This is a genomic window from Salinimonas chungwhensis DSM 16280 (genome assembly GCF_000378185.1).
GTDB classification, from domain to species: domain Bacteria; phylum Pseudomonadota; class Gammaproteobacteria; order Enterobacterales; family Alteromonadaceae; genus Alteromonas; species Alteromonas chungwhensis.
Genome location: NZ_KB899376.1, coordinates 349121 through 366555 on the forward strand (window position 1 = coordinate 349121; position 17435 = coordinate 366555).

The 17435-nt window shown below is 47.2% G+C and carries 13 protein-coding genes; 10 read left to right on the top strand and 3 right to left on the bottom strand.

The window, feature by feature from the left end; translation table 11 throughout:
- Positions 1 to 7 precede the first annotated feature (7 nt).
- The 3 genes from proB to F458_RS0101660 all read left to right on the top strand — a co-directional run bounded on the left by proB (position 8) and on the right by F458_RS0101660 (position 3350).
- A complete protein-coding gene (gene proB, locus F458_RS0101650) occupies positions 8 to 1117 on the top strand; it encodes a glutamate 5-kinase (RefSeq protein ID WP_018981632.1) in 1110 nt (369 codons plus the stop codon).
- A complete protein-coding gene (locus F458_RS0101655) occupies positions 1114 to 2361 on the top strand; it encodes a glutamate-5-semialdehyde dehydrogenase (RefSeq protein WP_018981633.1) in 1248 nt (415 codons plus the stop codon). Before proB ends, F458_RS0101655 begins: the two co-directional genes overlap by 4 nt.
- A 113-nt stretch (positions 2362 to 2474) precedes the next feature.
- Entirely contained in the window at positions 2475 to 3350 is an 876-nt protein-coding gene (locus F458_RS0101660) for a mechanosensitive ion channel family protein (protein WP_018981634.1), read from the top strand.
- On the opposite strand, the gene F458_RS0101665 is transcribed toward F458_RS0101660, so the two are convergent.
- On the bottom strand, positions 3347 to 3901 hold the full coding sequence (locus F458_RS0101665) for an HNH endonuclease (RefSeq protein ID WP_018981635.1): 555 nt from the start codon (positions 3899 to 3901) through the stop codon (positions 3347 to 3349). The two genes, F458_RS0101660 and F458_RS0101665, sit on opposite strands and share 4 nt — an antisense overlap.
- 326 nt (positions 3902 to 4227) lie before the next feature.
- Between F458_RS0101665 and pnp the strand changes: the two genes are divergently transcribed.
- Both pnp and F458_RS0101675 read left to right on the top strand, forming a co-directional pair.
- Positions 4228 to 6345 (top strand): polyribonucleotide nucleotidyltransferase, encoded by a 2118-nt coding sequence (gene pnp / locus F458_RS0101670; RefSeq protein ID WP_018981636.1) that lies wholly within the window; start codon positions 4228 to 4230, stop codon positions 6343 to 6345.
- A 57-nt stretch (positions 6346 to 6402) separates the two neighbouring features.
- Positions 6403 to 6711, top strand: coding sequence for a DUF1244 domain-containing protein (locus tag F458_RS0101675; RefSeq protein WP_018981637.1), 309 nt, complete (start codon positions 6403 to 6405; stop codon positions 6709 to 6711).
- A gap of 14 nt (positions 6712 to 6725) precedes the next feature.
- Here the strand turns inward: F458_RS0101675 and cdd are convergent, their stop codons facing one another.
- Entirely contained in the window at positions 6726 to 7133 is a 408-nt protein-coding gene (gene cdd, locus F458_RS0101680) for a cytidine deaminase (RefSeq protein WP_018981638.1), read from the bottom strand.
- Between the two features lie 169 nt (positions 7134 to 7302).
- On the opposite strand from cdd, the gene nlpI reads away from it, so the two are divergent.
- Positions 7303 to 8196 carry a lipoprotein NlpI gene (nlpI, locus tag F458_RS0101685; protein ID WP_018981639.1) on the top strand — a complete coding sequence of 298 codons (894 nt, stop codon included), beginning with the start codon at positions 7303 to 7305 and terminating at the stop codon, positions 8194 to 8196.
- A 7-nt stretch (positions 8197 to 8203) separates the two neighbouring features.
- On the top strand, positions 8204 to 9655 hold the full coding sequence (locus F458_RS0101690; RefSeq protein WP_018981640.1) for an SEL1-like repeat protein: 1452 nt from the start codon (positions 8204 to 8206) through the stop codon (positions 9653 to 9655).
- On the opposite strand, the gene cysZ is transcribed toward F458_RS0101690, so the two are convergent.
- Positions 9652 to 10392, bottom strand: a complete 741-nt coding sequence (gene cysZ / locus F458_RS0101695; RefSeq protein ID WP_018981641.1) for a sulfate transporter CysZ — start codon at positions 10390 to 10392, stop codon at positions 9652 to 9654. The two genes, F458_RS0101690 and cysZ, sit on opposite strands and share 4 nt — an antisense overlap.
- A 214-nt stretch (positions 10393 to 10606) precedes the next feature.
- On the opposite strand from cysZ, the gene smc reads away from it, so the two are divergent.
- From smc to ligA, 3 genes are read left to right on the top strand one after another with little or no spacing between them, the layout of a single operon-like run.
- The gene (gene smc, locus F458_RS0101700; RefSeq protein WP_026294416.1) at positions 10607 to 14059 is read left to right on the top strand and encodes a chromosome segregation protein SMC; all 3453 of its coding nucleotides are present in this window, start codon (positions 10607 to 10609) and stop codon (positions 14057 to 14059) included.
- A gap of 20 nt (positions 14060 to 14079) precedes the next feature.
- Entirely contained in the window at positions 14080 to 15318 is a 1239-nt protein-coding gene (gene zipA / locus F458_RS0101705) for a cell division protein ZipA (RefSeq protein ID WP_018981643.1), read from the top strand.
- 58 nt (positions 15319 to 15376) lie between these two features.
- Positions 15377 to 17419: an NAD-dependent DNA ligase LigA gene (gene ligA, locus F458_RS0101710; protein ID WP_018981644.1), complete on the top strand. Its 2043-nt coding sequence runs from the start codon at positions 15377 to 15379 to the stop codon at positions 17417 to 17419.
- Positions 17420 to 17435: the final 16 nt, after the last annotated feature.

The window sequence follows — 17435 nt, forward strand, 5'->3', positions numbered from 1 at the left end:
AGAAGCTATGAATCGTGCAAATTGGAAACGCATTGTTATAAAAGTTGGTAGTGCTCTAATAGCCCCAAATCAACAGGGTTGCAGCAGCCATTATCTGCTGAGCATCGCGCAGTTTATTGTCAAGTGTCGTGCTGAGGGGATTCAGGTTGTCCTGGTTTCTTCTGGTTCGGTGGCCGCGGGCTCTCATATGTTTCCAGACCAGGAAGATATAGATATTGCCGTAAAAAAAGCGATGGCAGCAGCAGGTCAGACGGAAATGATTTCGACCTGGGATAAACTGTTTGACTTCCCGTCAGCGCAGATCCTCCTTACTCACGCAGATCTGCGTGACAGAGAGCGTTATGTCAGTATTCGTGAAACATTGTTTTCTTTATTAGACAATCAGATTCTGCCTATTGTTAATGAAAACGATACTGTCACAACGGACAAATTAAAAGTTGGAGACAACGATAACTTGTCGGCAATGGTGGCTGCTGCAGCTGACGCCGATGCCCTGATTATCTGTTCTGATATTGATGGTCTTTATGACAAAAATCCCCATGAAAATGACGATGCCAAATTATTGTCGTGGGTTGAAAATATCGATGAAAGTATTTACGCCATGGCTGGCGGTGCCGTTAAAGGTGGTGTTGGTACCGGCGGTATGAGAACTAAGATTGAAGCGGCTGAAAAAGCGGTCTCCCATGGTATTGATACATTCATTATCAATGGCTTCACGGAACTTTCATTCAATATGTTATTGGATGGTAAGAATCCGGGTACGCACTTCCAGGCCTACGAAGTGCCCATGAAAGAAAATGTCCACTGGATGAAACATACTTCTAACGCGCAGGGCGAAGTCATTGTTGAAAGTGATTTCGGTGGTTCGTTGGGAGAAAATTCTGAAGAATTAACAAGTAGCGAAATAATTGATGTTAAAGGCGAGTTTTCGGTAGGTGATACCATCCTGGTCAGAAAAGATGATGGTACCAAGCTGGTAAAAGCAAGATCTAATTACAGCAGCTGTCTGCTTAATTTTATCGCTAAACAGGACAGTGAAGAATTCGCCTCTGAGTTCGAAGAAAAAACCGGTCCGATTATTTCAAATCAGCATCTAGCAAATTTGGAGAAAGAATGAGTTTAATTACGCAATTATCACAAGACGCAAAGAAAGCCGCTCAAAAGCTGGCGATTCTTGATACTGCCAAGAAAAACGAAGTACTTAAAGATATGGCGGAAGCAATTCGCGCCAACAAAGATAAAATCAAAGCAGTTAACGAAAAAGAAGTCGCCCGTGCGCGAGAAAATAATCTTGACGCGGCGATGATAGACCGCCTGATCCTGGATGATGATCGTATCGAAGATATGGCTGCCGGTATTGAGGTTATTATCGGCTTGGAGGATCCTGCTGGACAAACCCGTGACTTCGGAACCAGCCCGGCAGGTATCAAAATACGCAAGATGCGAATACCTCTTGGTGTGGTCTGCATGATTTACGAAGCTCGTCCAAATGTTACAGCAGATGCCGGCGCGTTATGTTTCAAATCTGGTAACGCAGTAATTCTGCGCGGCGGCAAAGAAGCCCTTGACTCTAGTCTGGCTATCGCTGAGCTTTTACAGGGGGCGCTTGAAAAGCACGGCTTACCTAAGGCTTTAATTACCGTTGTACCAAATCCTGATCGTGCGTTGATGCAAGAATTGATGGAACAGCGTGATTATATTGATGTAATCATTCCCCGTGGCGGCGAAGGCTTGATTAACTATGTCACTGAGAACTCCAAGGTGCCGGTAATTCAGCACTTTGAAGGGGTTTGTCATTTATATGTTGATAAAGACGCTAACCTGGATCAGGCTCTTCAGTTATTGCTTAATGGGAAGACACAACGCACCGGTGTTTGCAATGCGCTTGAAGGTTTGATTGTGCATAAAGATGTTGCGGCAGAATTTTTACCAAAAGCAGCTGCAGCGTTAGCTGAGCACGAAGTGAAAGTGCATGTTAACCAAGCTGGCAGCGAATATTTTGATGGCGCTGATGTTATCGGTGAAGAAGACTATGGCACAGAGTATCTGGGCCTGGAAATAGCCGTTCGGGTTGTTGACGACTTTGATGCTGCCATTGATCACATTGCTGTATTTGGAAGTAATCACACTGAAGTCATCTGTACCGAAAATGAAGAAGCAGCGAATAAATTCCAACTTGCTGTTGATGCATCAGTAGTGATGGTCAATGCTTCATCACGTTTTTCTGATGGCAGCCAGTTGGGTTTGGGCGCAGAGATTGGTATTGCAACGACCAAGCTACATGCTTATGGCCCTATGGGTCTTGAATCATTGACTACAGAAAAATATCTGGTTAATGGCGAGGGCCAGATCAGAAATTAACGCCTTGGGATTGTTCCCTAATAAGGCTTTCGTCATAATGAACACCGGGTTATTTAACCCGGTGTTTTTTTATTTGCATTATGCGCAAACCGGCATTTATCAGGAGACGAAGATTGCCTTATTCCGTGGAACTATTATGGCAACAAATTACGGCGTTCGCCGCTGATAATAAAATTATCACATCCGCTATCATTATCGTTTTATTTCTGGGTTTGCAGCGCCTTGCCCTTAAGCTTATTCGTTTACGCAGCCGGCGTCGGGGTGAAGACCGTCGTCACACGCTCAATATTCTGGAACAAATCAGCAACGGCTTTCTATTCATTCTCATCATTCTGGTTTGGAGTTCGGAGATACAGAGTCTGGCGATTTCAATTGCAGCCTTCATGGTTGCCATTGTGATTGCAATGCGTGAATTTATTCAGTGCTTTTTAGGTTTTATTTATTACCTTGGTGCCAAGCCTTTTCGGGTGGGCGATTGGGTCCAGTTAAATAAAATTGTTGGCGAAGTTGTCGAAATGGACTGGGCTAAGACGGCACTGCTTGAAGTGGATGAAGAATCACATGATTATACTGGCAAGCATGTATATGTGCCAAATAGCCACCTGGTTACGCAGATGGTTAAAAATCTGAATTTTTTGCGCCGCTATAAATTACATGCCTTTACTATCACCAGCGAGCCAAAATTAAACCCATATACTTTGTTACCCTCCTTTGTAGCACGAGCCAAAGCACACTGTGATTTTTACCGGGATGTTGCCGAACGATATAAAAGTCTGATAGAGCGGCATATGGAAGTGGAGTTTATAAAAATCGATCCCACCATCGGTGTAGAAACAAATGAACTTGGCAATATTGTCATATCAGTGGCGCTGTTTTGTCCTACAGACGAGGCCCATGATTTGCAGCAAAAAATTTCTGCTGATTGGATGTACCTGTGGCACCGCGCATTGGCTGAACAAGAAGCAAGCCCAGAACCAACCCACAATTAATCCTGGACCTGCCAGTCACGTTGATGCGAAAAGTGGCTGGCTAAAAAGCTCATCTGGTCTGCCAGTATGCGTCGGTTCATCAAATAAAACCGTTCGTAAACATTTGGCCGAAATGGCACTGCCAGAAGTGGCATACCTGCCTCTTCCGGCGTGCGAGCAGCCTTAGCATGGTTACAGCGGCGACAGGCGGTGGCAACGTTTGTCCAAATGTTCTTGCCGCCTCTGGAGCGTGGAATAATATGGTCTCTGGTAAGGACTCGCGGTGAAAAACGCTGGCCACAATAAAGACAAATGTCGTTATCCCGCCTAAACAGATAACGATTAGTTAGCGCTACTTTTCCTGACAGATCTGTTACTTTGCCATCACATGCAATAATGGAAGCCAGTCGCAATGTGCTTTGAATGCCCAGCCGGTTATGACCGCCTCGTAACAGCCGTGAATCGTGCCCCAGCTCAAACAATACTTTATCCTGACAATACAGACGGGCAGCTTGTTCCGGATGAATCCAATCCTGTGGCATTCCCGCTTTATTTAAACGCAATATAAGCATAGATGACTCCTTCAGTCCTCTATATCCATCATACGCCACTTTATGGCAAATTGATGAAATTACGAACAGAATTGTAAATTTTATGATTTTTTTAATATTGCGCCCGTGCGGGCTGGATGAAAAGTTCGAAGTTGCTTGGCATTCTCTAACGCCATTGTTAGGGTATCGGCATATTTATAAACCCTGATTTACAAAAAAGACGTGGCGATAAGCAAACCGCTAGCTGGGATTGGTGTATCTGCTGATGGTATTGAACTGATTTCAAAGCTATACTAAGCGCCGCGTTTAAAAGCGAAATATATATACAGAGACATAAAGGACAAATAGTGACTCCTATTACAAAATCATTTCAGTATGGACAGCATACTGTCACTCTTGAGACAGGCGTAATCGCTCGTCAGGCAACAGCAGCAGTTATGGCCAGTATGGATGATACATCCGTTTTGGTGACTGTTGTTGGTAAAAAAGAAGCCAAAGAAGATCAGAGCTTTTTCCCACTAACGGTAAATTACCAGGAAAAAGCCTATGCAGCTGGTAAGATTCCAGGCGGTTTTTTCAAGCGTGAGGGGCGTCCATCTGAAGGTGAAACCCTTATAGCACGATTGATAGATCGACCCATTCGCCCACTTTTCCCTGAAGGCTTCAAAAATGAAGTACAGGTAGTGGTAACGGTGATGTCTGCAAATCCTGAAATTCCTACTGATGTCATTTCCATGATTGGAACGTCAGCAGCACTGGCAATTTCTGGTATACCGTTTAGCGGCCCTATCGGAGCGGCGCGTGTTGGCTACAGCAATGGCGAGTATATTTTAAATACACGTGCTTCTGAGCAAGAAGACAGCGAACTGGACCTGGTTGTAGCGGGTACCCAGGGCGCTGTTCTGATGGTAGAGTCAGAAGCTAACATGCTTTCTGAAGATGTTATGCTTGGCGCTGTTATGTTCGGTCATGAACAACTTCAGACTGTGGTAGATTCAGTTAAAGCATTCGCTGATGAAGTAGGTACAGAAGCCTGGGACTGGCAGCCTAAAGCTGAAAACACCGAATTGAAAGAAAAGGTCAAATCAGCAGCACACAGCGGCATGGTAGAGGCGTATCAGATCTCTGACAAACTGGCTCGCAAAGATGCCGTCAATGCTGTCACTGAGAAAGCGTTGGCAGACATAGTGGCGCAGGACGAAGCGCAGGATCAGAAAGAAGTTCTGAACTTGTTACATGATCTTGAAAGCGACGTTGTTCGCTCGCGTATACTGGCAGGTGAGCCACGTATTGATGGCCGGGACCCGGCTATGATCCGAGCCCTTGATGTGGCGACGGGTGTCTTACCGCGTACTCACGGTTCTGCGTTGTTCACTCGGGGTGAAACTCAGGCAATTGTTGCAGCAACCCTTGGTACAGAGCGTGATGCGCAGATGATTGATGAGCTTCAGGGTAAACGTGATAGCCGGTTCATGCTACATTACAACTTCCCTCCTTATTGTGTCGGTGAAACTGGCATGATGGGCTCACCAAAGCGGCGGGAAATTGGCCATGGTCGCCTGGCGAAACGTGGTATCCAGGCGGTAATGCCCAGTGAAGAAGATTTCCCGTACGTTGTTCGTATTGTATCCGAAATCACTGAGTCTAATGGCTCATCTTCTATGGCATCAGTATGTGGTACGTCACTGGCCTTAATGGATGCAGGTGTACCTATCAAAGCGTCGGTTGCCGGTATTGCGATGGGGCTGGTTAAAAGCGATGATAATTTTGTTGTACTTTCCGATATTCTGGGCGACGAAGATCACTTAGGTGATATGGACTTTAAAGTTGCCGGCACCACTGAAGGTATTACCGCCTTACAGATGGATATCAAAATAGAAGGTATTACTAAAGAGATCATGCAGATCGCTCTTAAGCAGGCCAAAGAAGCGCGCTTGCATATCCTGAAGGTAATGGACGAAGCGATATCTGGTCACCGTGATGAACTGAGTGAATTCGCTCCGCGGATCTATACGATGAAAGTTGATCAGGACAAGATTCGTGATGTCATCGGTAAAGGTGGCGCGATGATTCGTCAGATCACCGAAGAATCTGACACAAATATTGAAATCGAAGATGATGGAACTATCAAGATTTTTGCCACTGAACGTGCTAAAGCTGACATAGCGATCAGTAAAATCGAGCAGGTTACGGCTGAAATCGAGGTTGGTAAAACCTATCACGGTAAAATTACACGTATCGTCGATTTCGGCGCGTTTGTAGAAGTGTTGCCAGGTAAAGAAGGGCTTGTTCACATTTCACAAATTGCCCATGAGCGCGTGAATAAAGTGACAGATTATTTGTCTGAAGGCCAGATGATTGATGTTAAAGTGATGGAAATTGATCGTCAGAACCGGGTTCGTCTGAGCATTAAAGAACTGCTTGAGAAACCGGCGCCTAAAGAGCAAAATGAACAAGGTGAATAATTACCGCTGTTAGTACAAAAGGAGGCCAGTGGCCTCCTTTTTTCTTGGGAGAAAACTATGGATAAACAAACACAGACAGAAGTCGAAGCCGCGACATTCAGAAAGCTGCTTGAGCACCTGGACGACAATAAGGATGTACAGAATATCGATTTGATGATTCTGGCGGATTTTTGTCGTAATTGTCTGGCGAAATGGTACAAACATGAAGCTTCATTACGGGATGTAGATATTGATTATGAAGAAGCCCGTAATACTATTTATAAAATGCCGTATGCTGACTGGAAAGCGCGATACCAGCTTCCAGCAACACAACAGCAGTTAGATGCGCTCAATGCCCGTCAGCAAAAAAACAAGGCTGACGGGTAATCGACATTAGGTTATTAGCCTGCCAGCGATGAATCGCGAAACGCGAACGGTAATAACTCGCCCACAGATACCTTTTGCAGGCTGCCTGACCGGGTACTCATATATACAGGTACATCGTCTGATGCGAACTCAGCAATTTTTTGCCGGCAGCCGCCGCAAGGGTAGCAGGCAGCATCGTTTGGACTGGCTATGACGACAGCCTTAATCGACTGAGTACCCGAAGTGATCATATTACCGATGGCCGTTGCTTCTGCACACTGACCCAAAGGGTAAGCCGCATTTTCCACATTGCATCCGGCATAGATTTTACCGTTTGCGCCTAGTACGGCGGCACCAACTTTGAAATTAGAATAAGGCGAATGGGAGTTTTGCTGCGCCTGTCGCGCACTATCCACCAGGTTTTGAATAATTTTACTGTCCATTTTATTCCTGCAAAAACACCGTTAGACTTTACTTTTTTTGACAAATGGGCGAAGGTTGCGCCAGTCATTATCAACAGAGCCCGGCCATTATCTTCAAAACAGGCCTGCTCCGGGTAAGCATAAGCCTGCGCGCGTTTTACCTAATTATTAAAGTGATGCCATTTTTAACATGCACAAACTGATAAGTCTCATTCTTTTTTCTTTCTTACTGACCATGCTGACCGGCTGTAGCCAAACGCCGGTGACTGAGTCGCGCGGGCAACAGATGGGTAATTTACTATTGGCTGAGCCAGTACCGGTGAGCCCACGCTCGCAGATGGCGATTATCCGATACAATCAAATTCTTGCCAGTGCCGATCTATCTGACGAAGAGCGAGCGGAGCTGACTTATCAGCGGGGCATGCTTTACGATAGTGTGGGCCTGGGTGGCCTGGCTCAGTTTGATTACAGCCAGGCATTACAGTTGAAACCGGATATGGCTGAGGCATATAACTCAATGGGAATACATTTTATCCAGCAGGGTGAATATATCCAGGCCTACGAAGCATTTGACTCCACTTTGGATATTAATCCTGATTATGATTTTGCTTTTTTAAATCGTGGTATAGCGCTTTACTATGGTGATCGCTCAGATTTAGCAATACCTGATTTACGCACATTTTATAACAATGATCCCTCCGACCCCTTCCGGGCTCTTTGGCTTTATTTTGCGATGGCGGCTGTTAATGAAGTGGACGCGCAGGCTTATTTGGCAGACATTCGGAGCAATATCTCACAGAATCACTGGGCACTCAGCCTCGTCGATCTATATCTTGGCAACGTAGGCGAAGATCATCTACTTGGACAACTCATTGACGGCGTATCCAATCAGCGTGAGCTGACAGAACGGTTGTGCGAGGCCTATTTTTATTTAGGCAAGTATCACAGCAGTCAGCAAAATCAGGGCATTGCAGCAAACTATTTCAAATTGGCATTAAGCACTAATGTGTACGATTATGTAGAACATCGTTATGCCCGAAAAGAATTAAAGCGTTTGCGCCAGCCTGACTCGGATAGTCCTTAGCCAGCTTATGCGTGGTTTAGTCATAGCGTTACTGGCAATGGTGCTAGTCAGTGCAGATAGTAGTTTTCATCTTCCTCAGCTACTGGAAAATGCCCGTGATGCTGCTAAGCCAGAGCCTTTATTATGGCAGGCTTCCTTGCGCGGTAGTAAACAGGCACAGCGCGAGCTGGTTTTGCTGTCTATAAAAACGCAGAACAAATTCTGGCTTGCCAAGCTGGTGGGCTTACGTAATCCAGAAGCTGCCTGGGCTCTCTATGAACTGGACAAGAACAGTGTCAATAGTGAGCGACTTTTGAACCTTGCTGCCCGGGGAGATGTCCCCGCAGCTCAGCTTGAACTGGCTATGGCGAGTGATAGTATTTCCCAGCGCGAGACGTGGCTGGTCCGTGCTGCGCAAAATGATCATGCACCGGCGCAGGCAGCACTGGCAGATCTATACCTGTTAAGCCAAGCTGCTGAAAAGGCACGGCCATGGCTTATTGCTACCGCTCAGGCTTACCCGCAAAGTGCATTTCAACTGGGCAGAATGTTGTTTGAGGAAGGTCAGACGGAGCAGGGGACCGCATTACTTCGTCAGGCATCTAATGATGGCCACAAAATGGCTTCGCGGCTGCTTACTATTATCAAAGAGTACAGTGTGCAAACGCCTGATGCGGTGACGTTAACGCCCTGGCCAGAAGACCGCAAGTGCGCGCAGAAAATCCAAATGTTTGCCACGTCATTATCCAGTATAGAGCGTGCCAGTCAGTTGTATGAGTCATTTTTGCAGGATGAGCGTCTTGAAACATTGCCGCTTTGTTTACAGGCACCTATATGGCTGAGTCAAAATAGTATTGATTGTTCCTCGGACTGGCAACGTTCCGGCCGTATGGGATGTGACATTCGGCAACTGGCGAAGCCGGTGGAAGCGACTCAGGCAACCCATGTAATCCTGGTGGGAGATGCCGGCAAGGCAAACGTTAACAACGGTATTATGTACCTCGATTTATCAGACAGTTACTCAGTAATGGTTCATGAACTGGCGCATTTTGCTGGCTTTGTCGACGAGTACCCGCTTGCAGAAAACATTGCCGAGCAGTACTGTCATGGTGCGAAAGTCCCTAATCTGGTGTTTGATGGCAGGCTTACTTATCGTCCCCAATCGACACTGGCAAAATGGCTTTCACTTAAACCTTCTACGGGCATTGCCAACGCATCATCATGTCGGGCGCTTGGCGTTAATGCTTACAAGCCCAGCCGTCAGATTACGTTCATGGAACACCACGATAGTGGTGTAATACCAAAAATCTATCTGGCACTATGGAAGCAACAGTTATTAAAGCCAGATCAGCAACGCCCGGTTTTCATGAATCTTTTCCAGCGCTTTCATTATGCCGGCGACCAGCAACGCGCCGGGGAGTGGCTGGCGCGTTACAATGCATTTAACGCCCTCCCGGATACCGAACAACCCGCTGACTAGCGGACCATTTCCTCACGCAGTTCACTCACCCACATGGCTGTGGCACCACAAATTGCGACCGGCATGACGATAAAATTGACCACCGGGATTAACGAAAATATATTGACCATCATGCCAAATGTAAGTGCCCGGCTCTTATGCTGACCAAGATGCAGACGCATTTTATCAAAAGGGACTTTGTGATTGTCATAGGGATAATCGCAATACACAATAGCCTGCATCCAGGCAGAGAATAAAAACCATATAAGCTGTCCAATCACAGGGACAAACAGAAAAATGAGAAAAAATCCGGCAGCCCGGGGGAGATACCACAAAAACTTTGAAAATTCCCGGCCCAGTGTTCGTGGTATATCTTTTACCAGGCTCATCACACCTTCATCGCCCATATCCTGGCCGGTTAAATGGCGTTCCACTTTCTCCGCTAGAATGCCATTAAATGGCGCTGCTATCCAGTTCGCCAGTGTACCAAAGAGTAACGCAAATACTAATAGAACAGAGACCACCGCAATTGGCCAGAGTAAATAAACCAGCGCCTCTTGCACCCACCCAAGCCATTTTGGAATAAGATCAATTAAATAAGCGATGCCCATTTCAATCTGTCCGAATAAAAAATAAAAGGCGGTGGCGAATAACAATAAATTCACCGCCAGCGGAATGAAAACAAAACGCTTTAGTCCTTTCGTTCTAATCAGCGAAAATCCGCTGGTAAAATAGGCCACACCACTTCTAGCTATCATTTGTGCTCCTGCCACAGAAAAATAAAACATGTAGTATACATTACGCTAACCCCTGCAGTTCAAATCTGAATTGTTACATCTTGTGAGTTCTGATACAGTCCCTGAGTATAATAATGCAAAAAATACCCCCCTGCGGTGAGTATGATCCTTCCGTTTCTCAGTACGACAGAATGTTCGTCTGTTGCACGCGGTTATCTGGCTGGAGCGCCTGTTCGTGCGACTGACTAAAATTAAGCTGGCAGGCTTTAAATCGTTTGTCGAGCCTACCACCATTCCTTTTCCGGGTGAAATGACCGCAGTTGTTGGTCCTAATGGCTGTGGCAAATCAAATGTAATTGATGCAGTGCGCTGGGTGCTGGGCGAAAGTTCGGCCAAAAATCTGCGTGGCGATGCCATGACTGACGTCATTTTCAATGGGTCGTCGACACGTAAAGCTTTGGGCCAGTGTTCCGTTGAACTTATTTTTGATAACAGTCAGGCGCGCATTGCAGGTGAATACGGTAAATACAGTGAACTGGCGGTTAAACGTCTGGTCACAAGGGATGCCCAGTCGACGTATTTCTTAAATGGTAGCCGGTGCCGTCGTAAAGATGTTACCGATATTTTTCTGGGTACCGGCCTGGGGCCACGCAGCTATGCCATTATAGAGCAGGGAATGATATCCCGGTTGATAGAATCGAAACCCCAGGAATTGCGCGTATTTCTGGAAGAAGCCGCCGGCGTTTCAAAGTACAAAGAACGGCGTCGTGAGACTGAAAACCGAATCCGGCACACTCAGGAAAACCTGGAGCGGCTGGATGATGTACGTGGTGAGCTGGCCCGTCAGTTGGAAACACTACAACGCCAGGCAGCAGCAGCCCAGCGTTACAAGACCCTCAAAGCAGAAGAGCGCCAGTATAAAGCGAAACTTACTGCAGCGCGGTGGTTGAAGTTAGATGAAAAAATAAAGTCGGTTACAGCAACTCAGCGTGCAGAGCAGCGTGAGTTAGATACGCTGGAAGCAAAATATAAGGGTGAGGAAGCCGGGCTGATCCAGTACCGGCAAAACGCCGATAATTTGCGCGCTGAGATGGACGCGCTACAGCAAAAAACATTTACGCTGGGTAATGAAATTACCCGCATAGAGCAAAGCGCACTGCATAGTAAACAGCGCGCTGAGCAGATAGAAAAAGAGTTAAGCGAACTTAACATACACGAAAGTACACTTAACGACGCTATCCAGGAAGCGCGCGAGACTCTTGACAGGGCACATCATTCAGTAACCTCACTGGAGCCTGAGCTGGCAACCAGTGAAGCGCAGCTGATGCAATGCGAAGAGTCACTGGAGGATGCTGAGCAAGCCCTTGATGATTTTAGCCAGCATAGCCGGCAGCATGAAGATGAGCATGCTGATACCAAACATCGGGTGCAGCGGTATCATAGCCAGATTCAGTCGCAGATCGATATGCAGATGCGTAATCAGCAACGTATTAGTGCATTGCGTGCAGAGATAGCAGAGTTGAAGAGTAGCCTGCACGATGAGCAGGTCAGTCAGGCCGAATCTACAATTGATGCGCTTACTAATGATATTGCCCGTCTTGAACAATCCCAGCATATCCGAAAAGAACAATACCAGAGGCTAAGTGAGCAATCTCAGCAAGAAGCCGAAAGTCTGGCCGCGCTTAAAGCGCAGCGCCAAAATCTGTCTTCCCGAATTGCCGCCATTGAAACATTGCAGCAAGATACGCTTGAGCAGACACCCGCGGATGCAACACCCTTATGGCGCGACCTGGATATCCCTGATTCTTTACACGTCGCGGTGGAAAGCCTGCTGCAATTTTTTCATCAACCCGTGCGTAACGATAACGCTGAACTTCTGGAACACTCTTTACCCGCGGGACATACCCTGGTAACCCGGTTTCTTTCTCCCCAGGAGATGCTGCGAAAAGACTCACTGGCTGCGCGTATCAGTCCTTCTCAGCCGGTGCCCGCGCTGTTTAATCAGGTAATTATAAAACCTGATCTTGAGAGCGCCCTGACTGCTGCGACCACGCTACAGGCCGACGAAATTGCGCTCAGTGAACAGGGATATCTGGTTACCTCGCAGTGGCTATTTGCTCCTGCTGAACAAAAAAATGATGGTGCATTGCGACGTCAGGATCAGCTCAACACGTACACAGAGCAGCGAGCCTCACTGGATATGGCAATCGCCAACGCTCAGGGTCAGTATGAAACATTATTGCAGCAGGTCGACGAGGCACAACTGCAATTTGAAAAGGCAAAAAGTGAACTGCAGCGCCTTGTCGTTTCCCGGGATACGGCGAAAGAGCGTCTGGCTATGGCCGTTACACACGCAAGTCGCCAGCAAAGTGTGCTGGACAAACGTCAGGCAGAGCTTGATGCTGCTTTGGCAACAGAAAGTCAGGACGCGATTCAGCTGGAACAGCTGTCTGAAGCGCTGTATGAGAGCGAACAACGGCTTGAGACGCTGGTACGTCAGGTTGCAGAGCAACGGTCAACAAAAGAGACATTGGAAGCAGATGTGCGCTCAAGGCGCTCAATGCTGAGCCAGTATCAGAATCACCGTCACCAGCTGGAGCTGGCGCTTAATCAGCAACAGCAGCTTGTTGAACGGTATAGCGAGCAAGTTACACGTAACCAGAATCAAGCGCACGATTATGCGTTACGTCGCCGGCGCCTTGATACTGAACTTACTGACTTGCGTGAACCTATCGATGATCAAAACGACCGTCTACAATCACTATTGGTGAAGCGCGATCAGTTAGAAATCGACATGTCACAGCATCGCAAAAAGCTCAGTGAACTTGAAGCCATCATTAGCGAAGCGACCAGGGACCATCAGTCAATAGGCGCCAGTATCACCCGACGCCAGCATCATATTGACAACCTGACTATTGAGATTGAAAGTAACAAAGCCCGCAGCGATGCCATACTGGAGCAAATGTCAGGTACAGGCTTTACCCTCAAACAGGTGCTCGCGCAGCTTGACGGGAACGCAGATGAAAAATTATTGGAAAACCATCTTACACAAACCAGTCGCGCGTTATCGAGGCTGGGTGCAGTCAACCTGGCAGCAGTAGAAGAATATGAGGAACAGGCAGAGCGTAAAACTCATCTGGATACACAGTACGATGACTTGAATGAAGCCTTAGAAACCCTGTTAAGCGCGATCAGAAAAATCGATAAAGAAACACGCATCCGCTTTGCTGATACCTTTCATAGGGTCAACGAGGATGTAAAAGCATTGTTTCCTAAAGTATTCGGGGGCGGTTCTGCATACCTTGAACTGACTGATGATGACCTGCTCGAAACGGGCGTAACAATCATGGCACGGCCACCGGGTAAGAAAAATAGCACAATTCACCTATTAAGCGGTGGAGAAAAAGCACTAACCGCATTATCATTGGTGTTCGCAATTTTCCGGCTGAACCCGGCGCCGTTTTGCTTACTCGATGAAGTCGATGCGCCGCTGGATGATGCCAATGTGGGACGTTTTTGTAATCTCGTATCAGAAATGTCGCAGACAGTACAGTTTATATATATCACCCATAATAAAATTGCTATGGAAATGGCGACGCATCTCACTGGTGTGACAATGGCAGAGCCAGGAGTGTCACGCATGGTAGCTGTTGATGTCGACGAAGCCATGGCATTTGTAGAATCATAACAAAGGGCGACTTAATTAAGATGGAAGATGAATTACGTCTGTCGTTACTGGTTGTAGGTACACTCATCATATTAGGTGTACTTGCCCACGGTATCTGGAAAATCAGAAAAAATAATAAAGCAACGCCGCGTGAACGTGTTGAACCGGGTGAATGGGAGTCGCAATCTTCGCGTCAGGAGCCGGGATTTGATCATGATGGCTGGGATATGCCTGAAGAAAAGGCGCAATCTCAGGGTAACTTCGACGAATTGGGAGTTGGCAGAGTCCGGGTAGTCAGTGCCAGTCAGAATTCGGTCAATAGCGATAATGCTGATGGGGCAGAACGTGAGTCGAGTTCCGGTGATGATGAGCTTAAAAAACGTGGCACCTCAACAGAAGCATCATCAGATAGTGCAGGCGAAGATGTGAATCATGAGGAAAAACTCTATGGCTCGGTGGTAACCAATCCTAAGCCACATATGTCGGGTAATCAGAATGCTAGCGCCCAGCACAGTGATAGTGAGCAGTCGATTCCCGAACCGCCAGGGTTTTTACTGAAAGGCACTGATAAAACAGTCAGCGCTGAACCAGCTCCCGCGCCTGAGAGCAACGATGGCGAATCGTTCAGTCTGGATAGTCCGGATGCTGATACAAAACCGTCGCAGCATACTTCAGGTCATACATCGGAACGGCTTTCAAGAAAGCGTCAGCATAAGCCGTTCTCTGGGGCGCAAAATGCTGATAACGGCGATGATCAGATGCGAATTGAGTTTGATGAGCCTGCCGCGGCCAGCAGCGATGAACAGCCATCCGCGTCACGGGACGCTGAAGCGCCACAGAATACCAACCCACCTTCACAGGAAGTATTGATACTTAATGTGCGTGCTGGTGAGGGTAATGACATTTCAGGGGCAGCATTATTACCACTGCTTCTAACATTGGGGTTCAAATTTGGTGATCAGGATATTTTTCATCGCCACGTTAATTCCAATGGAAAGGGGCCGGTACTGTTTAGTCTGGCAAACATGTTCAAGCCAGGTAGCTTTGATATTGATAATCTTGAAACCTTCACCACCCGTGGTGTCTCTTTATTCATGATTTTACCCATCGAAGGTGATGCGCATCAGGTTTTTAATATGATGCATAATGCGGCACGCAAGATAGCGGACGAATTTGGGGCTAAGGTGCTTGATGGTAAACGAAGCGTTCTGACCAAACAGGGGCTTCAGCAATATATAGAAAAAATAAGAGAGTTTGAGCGGCGCAGCCCGCGCGCCTGATCCATTTGGCCATCCCTTCAGGGGTGGCCTTTTCATTTGCAAATAGCGCGTACACATCATGTCAGAAAAATCGCAACATCCTAAGCAGGACATTGAAGAGTTAAAAAGCTTACTTCGACACTATAACCATGAGTATTACGTCATGGATACTCCCAGTGTTCCCGACGCCGAATACGACCGTTTGATGCAGCGACTTGTATCGCTGGAAAAGCAATATCCTGAATATAAGACAGCAGATTCGCCCAGTCAGAAAGTAGGCGGCGAGGCGCTTAGCGCCTTTGAGGAAGTCAGTCATGAAGTGCCGATGCTATCTTTAGATAATGCATTTGATGATGACAGTCTGCTGGCATTTGAAAAACGGGTTAAAGATCGACTCAAAGATGATACAGCACTCTCGTTTAGCTGTGAGCCTAAGCTTGACGGACTGGCTGTCAGTATCTTGTATGAGAACGGTTCACTGACGCGTGCGGCTACCCGGGGGGATGGTCAGACAGGCGAAAACATTACGCAAAATGTGCGCACTATTGCCAATATACCGTTGCGTTTGAATGCTGACGAGGTGCCCTCCCGCGTAGAGATACGGGGCGAGGTGTTCATGCCCAAGCAAGGGTTTGAGAAGTTAAATGCCAGGCAAAGAGAAAAAGGTGAAAAAGTCTTTGTTAACCCCAGAAATGCTGCCGCCGGTAGTCTGAGGCAGCTAGACTCAAAAATAACCGCAAAACGTCCGTTGATGTTTTACGCGTACTCGCTGGGTTTGGTAACGCCAGATGACTTTACACTGCCTGATACCCACGCTGAGCGTTTGGCACTGGTAAGAAGCTGGGGATTACCGGTCTGTCCTCAGGTAGAGACAGCGCAGGGCGGGCAGGGGTGTCTGAGTTATTATCAACATATTTTAAAAATACGCGATGACCTGGCTTACGACATTGATGGCGTGGTATTCAAAGTCAATAATATAGCACTCCAACAGCGACTTGGTTTTGTGGCCCGCGCACCGCGCTGGGCGATTGCGCAAAAATTTCCCGCCCAGGAAGAAATCACTCAACTGATTGATGTTGAGTTCCAGGTGGGGCGCACTGGCGCAATCACCCCGGTGGCCCGGCTTGAGCCTGTATTCGTAGGGGGCGTGACGGTCTCGAATGCAACATTGCACAACCAGGACGAAATCACGCGACTTGGAGTCAAAGTACAGGATCATGTGGTTATCCGACGTGCAGGAGATGTTATTCCGCAGGTGGTGTCAGTGGTTGAAGCCCAGCGTCCTGACAATGCTTATGATATTGTATTTCCGACAACCTGTCCGGTGTGCAATTCGCAGGTTGAAAAAGTAGCGGGTGAAGCGGTCGCTCGATGTACCGGCGGGCTCATTTGCGCGGCCCAGCGTAAACAGGCCTTAAAGCATTTTGCGTCCAGAAAAGCGCTGGATATAGATGGCCTGGGCGATAAGCTCATCGAGCAATTGGTTGACGCCGACCTTGTCAGGCATCCTGCTGACTTTTTTCGTTTGAATATGTCTGATTTGATTGGCCTTGAGCGTATGGCAGAAAAATCGGCTGCTAATTTATTGGCATCGCTGGATTCGGCGAAAAAAACAACGCTTCCTAAATTCCTTTACGCGTTGGGAATCCGTGAAGTAGGCGAAACCACTGCTAATAATCTTGCCCAGCATTTTAAAACCCTGGAAAAGATTATGCAGGCCAGTGTCGAGAGCTTGCAGGAGGTTAATGATATCGGCGTTGTGGTTGCACAGCATATCTTTAACTTTTTCAATGAGTCTCACAACAGTGACATTGTTGATGCTCTGTTAGCAGAAGGAATTGAGTGGGATGCAATTAAGGTCTCAAACGAAAACCAGCCTCTGGCAGGTCAAACCTGCGTATTAACCGGGTCCTTATCTAAAATGGGACGCTCTGAAGCCAAAAACTTGTTACAACAGTTAGGTGCCAAAGTAACCGGCTCCGTGTCGGCAAACACTGACTTTTTGGTGGCGGGTGAAAAAGCAGGCTCCAAGCTTACCAAAGCGCAGGAGCTTGATATTGCGGTCTGGGATGAAGGTAAACTTATTGCAACGTTGGAAAAATTTGAGGTTTACCAGGCATAAACACGAGAAGCGCTAT